At 71.7% G+C, this 4,265-nt stretch carries 6 protein-coding genes; 2 read left to right on the top strand and 4 right to left on the bottom strand.

Features of this window, described 5'->3' with window-relative positions; genetic code table 11:
• The coding region (locus AB0C29_RS36185; protein WP_360830154.1) for an urease accessory protein UreD at positions 1-393 on the top strand (393 nt) is incomplete at its 5' end.
• Positions 394-404: 11 nt separating this feature from the next.
• Here the strand turns inward: AB0C29_RS36185 and AB0C29_RS36180 are convergent.
• Positions 405-1,475 carry an epoxide hydrolase family protein gene (locus AB0C29_RS36180; RefSeq protein ID WP_360830152.1) on the bottom strand — a complete coding sequence of 357 codons (1,071 nt, stop codon included), beginning with the start codon at positions 1,473-1,475 and terminating at the stop codon, positions 405-407.
• 64 nt (positions 1,476-1,539) lie between these two features.
• On the opposite strand from AB0C29_RS36180, the gene AB0C29_RS36175 reads away from it, so the two are divergent.
• Positions 1,540-1,725 carry a hypothetical protein gene (locus AB0C29_RS36175; protein ID WP_360830150.1) on the top strand — a complete coding sequence of 62 codons (186 nt, stop codon included), beginning with the start codon at positions 1,540-1,542 and terminating at the stop codon, positions 1,723-1,725.
• A gap of 54 nt (positions 1,726-1,779) precedes the next feature.
• Here AB0C29_RS36175 and AB0C29_RS36170 read toward each other — a convergent pair whose 3' ends face one another.
• From AB0C29_RS36170 to AB0C29_RS36160, 3 genes are all read right to left on the bottom strand, one after another.
• A complete protein-coding gene (locus AB0C29_RS36170) occupies positions 1,780-2,682 on the bottom strand; it encodes a sigma-70 family RNA polymerase sigma factor (RefSeq protein ID WP_360556097.1) in 903 nt (300 codons plus the stop codon).
• A 153-nt stretch (positions 2,683-2,835) separates the two neighbouring features.
• A complete protein-coding gene (locus AB0C29_RS36165; protein WP_360556096.1) occupies positions 2,836-3,093 on the bottom strand; it encodes a hypothetical protein in 258 nt (85 codons plus the stop codon).
• A gap of 294 nt (positions 3,094-3,387) precedes the next feature.
• The coding region (locus tag AB0C29_RS36160) for a cellulose binding domain-containing protein (protein WP_360830148.1) at positions 3,388-4,265 on the bottom strand (878 nt) is incomplete at its 5' end.

The raw sequence follows: 4,265 nt of genomic DNA, 5'->3' as shown, positions 1-4,265 counted from the left end.
GCGGTCACGCGGGTCGACGTTGAAGCCGGCGGCACCCTGCTCTGGCGCGACGACCTGGTCTGCGGCCGGCACGACGAGCCGTCCGGCGACGTGCACACCGACCTGACCATCCGGTACGCCGGCAGCACCCTGCACCGGCACGAGCTGACGGTCGGTCCCCGGGCACCGGGCTGGTCGGGTGCGGCGGTGCTCGGTGGCGGCCGGGCGGTGGGTTCGCTCGTCCTCGCCGGTCCTGAGCTGCCGGACGCGGTGCTGCTCGGCGGGGACGCGGCTCTGATGCCGCTGGCCGGGCCGGGGATGCTGGCCTCCGCCGTCGGGCCGGACATCCGGCAGGTCCGGGCGGCCCTGGACCCGCTCTGCGTCGAGCCGCAGCGGCTGCCCGTCGCGGTGTGAAGCACCCCCGGTCAGCGCAGCGGCGCGAAGAAGGTCCGCAGGTCGGCGGCGAGAGCAGCCGGTTCGTGCAGGGCCACGAAATGGCCGCCGGGGTTGCCGGCCGGCCAGTGCGTGATCGTGTTCTGCTCCTCGGCCAGCCGCCGGAACAGCGGCAGTCCCCCGGCGTAGACACCCGTCGGCACCGCCTTCTGTCCCTTCGGCCAGGCGAACGCCGGTGTGTCGTACATGAACCACGAGGACGAGGCGGCCGTCCCGGTGAACCAGTAGATGCTCGTGTTCGTCAGCAGCAGATCCCGGTCGATCACCAGGTCGCCGAACTCCTTCATCTTCTGCATGTGCCAGGCCAGCAGCGCCACCGGCGAGTCCTGCCACCCGTACGCGAAAGTCTGCGGTGCCGCCCGCAGCAGGGAGTGGTGGTCCACGCCCGACCCGGTCCACTCCTGCATTGCCGCGTAGTCGGCGCGTTCGGCCTCGCTCATGCCCGGCACGTCCGCCTCGGTGGGCATGCCCAGGCCGGCGTTCACGTGCACGCCCACCACCCGGTCCGGCGCTGCCACCGCGACCGCCGGTGCGAGGTACGCGCCCAGGTCACCCCCGTGCGAGCCGTACCGCTCGTACCCCAGCCGGCTCATCAGCTGCGCCCAGATCCGGCCCACCTGCTCGACCCCGAAGCCCGGCGTACGCGGGGCCGCCGAGAAGCCGAAGCCCGGCACCGACGGCACCACCACGTGGAAGTCCGCGCTGAGTACCTCGATCAGGTTGATGAACTCGACGATCGAGTTCGGCCAGCCGTGGCTCAGGATCAGCGGCAAGGCGTCCGGCCGCGGGGACCGGACGTGCAGGAAGTGGATGTCCAGGCCGTCGATCTCGGTGATCCACTGCGGGAAGGCGTTGAGCCGTGCCTCGTAGGCCCGCCAGTCATAACCGGTACGCCAGTGCTCGGCCAGCTCGCGCAGCCACTCCACCGGCACACCGCGGTCCCAGTCCGAGCCGGGCAACTGCGCCGGCCAGCGGGTCCGGGCCAGTCGCTCCTGCAGGTCGGTGAGGTCGTACGGGTCGACGGCGATCCGGAAAGGTCTCATACTGCCGACCATAGGAGCCGTTGCGGTCAGTTTCCGGCCGCAATACGCCGGAGGAGGCGCGCCGATGCGACGGGGCCGCTGGGCGCTGACCGGGTTGCTGCTCGGCGCGGCCGCGGGAGCCCTCTGGGGCTGGTTCGGCAGCGGTGGATACGAGGCAGGCGACGCCGCCATCGGCACCGGGCTGCTGGGCGCCGTCACGGGTGCGTTGGCCGGCGCCATCTCCGGAACCGTCGCCGACCGCCGCCGGTGACAGAGCCGGGGCGACCCCGCGGCCGGAGAACCGGTCGCCGAGCCGCCCCGCCGATCAGGCGGCGACCGCGATGGGTACGCCGTGACTGTCGGTCAGTGCCAGCCGGGTCCGCAGGTTGCCCTGCTCCGCGACCCGGGCGAAGTACTCGGTCCGCCGCCGCTGCAGGCAGCCCTTGCGGGTCCGCGGTCCGCCGGCCGCGACGGTGAGCAGCTCCGGGGCCAGCGAGCTGTTCAGGCCCTCCCGGAGCAGGCGCAACGCCTCGGTGCGCAGCTGCGAGATCCGCGACTCGGTGACCCCGAGTTCGGCGGCCACGTCGCTGAGCGGCTGTTCCTGCAGAAAGGACTGGGTGACCACCAGGCGCAGCCGCTCGGGCAGGGCCTGGATGGCCTGGTGCAGATAGCCCAGCCGCTCCCGCTTGAGCAGCAGGTCCTCGGGCCCCTCGGACAGTTCCGGGACCATCTCCTCGGCGGCGCCGGTGGGGAAGCCCTGCAGGCTGAGCAGGGCTGCCTTCTGCACGTCGTCCTCGACGCTGGCCAGTTCGGCGACGCCGATGCCGAGCATCTCGGCCACCTCGGCCTCCGACGGGGTCCGGCCGAGTGCCGCGGTGAGTTCCTGGCGGGCTGTCGCCGTACGGCGGGCCCGGGCCCGGACCGATCGGCTGGCCCAGTCCTGCCCGCGCAGCTCGTCCAGCAGTGCGCCGCGGATCCGGACAGCGGCGAAGCGGTGGAACGGGATGCCCCGGCTCACGTCGAAGGAGCGCGCGGCGCCGAGCAGTGCGGCGAATCCGGCGGACGACAGGTCGTCGGCGTGAACGTGGCCGGGTACGCGGTTGAGCAGTTCCCGAACCAGGTGTCCCACCATCGGCATGTGTTCGCGGACCAGGTCCTCGAGGTCGCGCGCGGACGGCGCGTCATGGACGATGCCGACGGTGGCGGGGAGTTCGGTCGTCACGGTCACGTGTTCCTCCTCGCTCGTACAAGCCGGCAGGTGAACCGGCTGATGAGGAGAACACTTATGGCCGAAGGGTGCAGTGGCGGCCGAACTCGGTTGCTTTTGAGGTGTTTTTTGCGAAAAAGGCTCAGCTATCGGGCGGGCTCCCCCGGGCCTTCCTCAGCTGGCGAAATGCGGGTGGCGCGGCGCGGCCAGCATGGCGCCCAGCTCGCGGCGCACCCAGTTCATCCGGCGGACGGCGGCCTCCGGGTGATCGCCGAACTCCTCGGCGACCCCGGCCGCACAGCCGTCGCTGCCGTGGCGCAGCAGCATGGCGGTGACGGTCTCTTCGACAGTCTGGCGGCTCGGGCACTCGGACGGCTGCAGGTAGGAGACGAACAGAGCCTCCGCGGCCAGGTCCTGGACGGTGCTGATCATGTGGAACTCCCCGATGTGCGACGACTTGCCTGGTTCCAGCTAACGCTCGCGCCGGTGCCGACCGGAACCGCTCAGGTTGCAGACCGGTATCAGTCATCTTCCCCGTGGGCGTCAACCCGGCCCGCAGGCACGCCGATACGGTTCATACCGATTTCGGCGGAAGGCTCTCGTCACGGCCGTCGCGGGTCGTCACGGGCAGCGCCGGTTCCTGTCGGGCTCAATTCGACCTTACGCGCAGCTCGGGCGGCCGAACCGGAACTCCGGTCGACCGCCCGAGGACGCGCTTGTCGGATTTCAGCCCACGGCCCCCGGCACGGGCTCGTTGCCGGAAGTGTCGCCCGGGTCGGTGAACGTGTCCGTCACCGCGGGCGTCGTCTCCGTCACGACCGGCTCCGTGGTCGTCGGCGTGACAGCCGGCGTCGTGGCCGGCACGGACGGCTCCACCGGGGTCTCGTCGTCGTCGCCGTCGTCGTCGCCGCCACCGTTGCCGTTGCCACCGGGGTCCACCACTACCCCCGGTGTCGTGGTCGTCGGGGTGACCCCGGCCGGCGCCGTCGTGGTGACCGGGACCGGGACCGCGACCCCGCCCGGGTTGATCGAGATACCCGGGATCGGCGTGTCCTTAGTCGGCACCGGGCCCAGCCGGACCGTGCCGTTCGTGAGGTGCTCGACCGGCCGCGACGGCGCACCGGGGGCCGGCGAGACGAACGTCTGGCAGGTCTCCCCGCCGAGCTCGAACACCATCGGAGCGGCGTTGCTGGCCCGGTAACGGCCGGTGAACTCGAGCGTCTTGGTCTGCTGCGGGCTCAGCGGCGTGCGGCCCAGCACGGTGACACCCTGCCCCTGCTGGTCCAGCTTCAGCCCGCCGTTGCCGGACACCACCTGGTCGCCCGGCATGAGGAACCAGAGCTTCCAGTCCTTGATCGCCGAGTTCTCCCGGTTGGCCAGCGTGATCGCGGCCCGGAACTTGTTGTCCTTGTCCTCCCAGACCGCATAGCTGACCACGCACTTGTTCGAGCCGGTCAGCGTGGTCGATCCCGCGTTCGGGGTCTTCGGCGCGCCGTCCTGGGAGAGCGCGGCCACCGCCGCCGAGGCGACCAGGACCGCCCCGACGATGGAGCCGGAGATGATGAGCACCCGGCGCCGCTGGGTGATGCCGCCGTTACCACCGG

This window comes from Actinoplanes sp. NPDC048791, from assembly GCF_040650095.1.
Lineage (GTDB): Bacteria > Actinomycetota > Actinomycetes > Mycobacteriales > Micromonosporaceae > Actinoplanes.
Note: the sequence above shows the minus strand (reverse complement) of the source record. Positions and strands in the feature narration are given on the sequence as shown.

Excerpts from the sequence above, each read along its gene's own strand:
- AB0C29_RS36180 (WP_360830152.1), bottom strand. The coding sequence starts at position 1,475 with ATGAGACCTTTCCGGATCGCCGTCGACCCGTACGACCTCACCGACCTG.
- AB0C29_RS36175 (WP_360830150.1), top strand. The coding sequence starts at position 1,540 with ATGCGACGGGGCCGCTGGGCGCTGACCGGGTTGCTGCTCGGCGCGGCC.
- AB0C29_RS36165 (WP_360556096.1), bottom strand. The coding sequence starts at position 3,093 with ATGATCAGCACCGTCCAGGACCTGGCCGCGGAGGCTCTGTTCGTCTCC.